The organism is Vibrio sp. Vb1554, assembly GCF_033344235.1.
This window is the reverse complement of the sequence record NZ_JAWPOJ010000473.1, coordinates 1-1,031: the sequence shown is the minus strand read 5'-3', so window position 1 is coordinate 1,031 and position 1,031 is coordinate 1. Positions and strand designations below refer to the sequence as shown.

The following is a 1,031-nucleotide window of genomic DNA, read 5'->3' as shown; positions in this document are numbered from 1 at the left end:
GTCGGTGTTTTTGTCGATGCAAGTGACGTGAACAGTACAGCGATTTCATTGACGGTTACAGCGGACGATAATGGAATTTACTACGAGAATTCCACAGGAACGTCGCTGCAAGCCACCGAAACGTTTGATATCAACGTGACACCAGTGGCGGACAAACCGACGCTTGCCTTTGACGCGAACTTTAATTACATCCAACGTATTACTGCTAGCCAAAGTGCGAGTTTTCAGGGCGTAGCGTTAGTCGGCATTATTGCTGCACTGACGGATTTGGATGAGGTCTTAGCGTGAGAGGTGACAGGCGTTCCAAGAGGCGCCACGCTAACGAGTGATGCGACCACATCGAGCATCAGTTTTGATAGCGCGACTTCTACTTGGACAGTGCCTGCTGATGAAATTGATACGCTTCACATCGATAACGTGCGCCAAGGTGATCACGATATCACGCTGACTGCGGTTTCAACGGAATCGAATGGCGATCAAGCGTTCTCAGACCCAATTGACATCAGCATCAATGTTACGTCCAACAACCGTGACATCGATGTTTCTTCTGAAACGGAAGATAATCTGTTACTTGGTAGTGATCGCGGAATTTCCCTCATCGGCGGGGCGGGTGATGACCGCATTATTGGTGGTGACGGCGATGATATTCTCATCGGTGGTCTGGGTTCGGACATCCTAACGGGTGGCGGTGGTAACGATATCTTTAAATGGACTCAAGATACCGTTGACGAAGGTGCAGTGGATACCATCACCGACTTTACGCTTAATGAAGACACGATCGATCTTAAAGACGTGATTGCGGATTTAAATGACCCAATGGCAGGAATTGATGAGTTACTTGCGCATATTCAAGCGGACTACGATGCCACGACAGACAATGTCTCTTTGAGCATTACTACTGATGCGAACGTTCATCAGACCATTGTGGTTGAGAACTTAGGTCAGGCAATAGACTTTAATGGATTAAGCTCAAACGAGATTGTTGAATCGCTTCTTAATCGAGGTGTTATTGATAACGGATAAAGTGATTT

The 1,031-nt window shown here is 46.9% G+C and carries 1 pseudogene; it reads left to right on the top strand.

Annotated features, from left to right (window positions below):
• A pseudogene (locus tag R8N28_RS27165) lies at positions 1 to 1,023 on the top strand (calcium-binding protein); the annotation flags it as partial.
• Positions 1,024 to 1,031 lie beyond the last annotated feature (8 nt).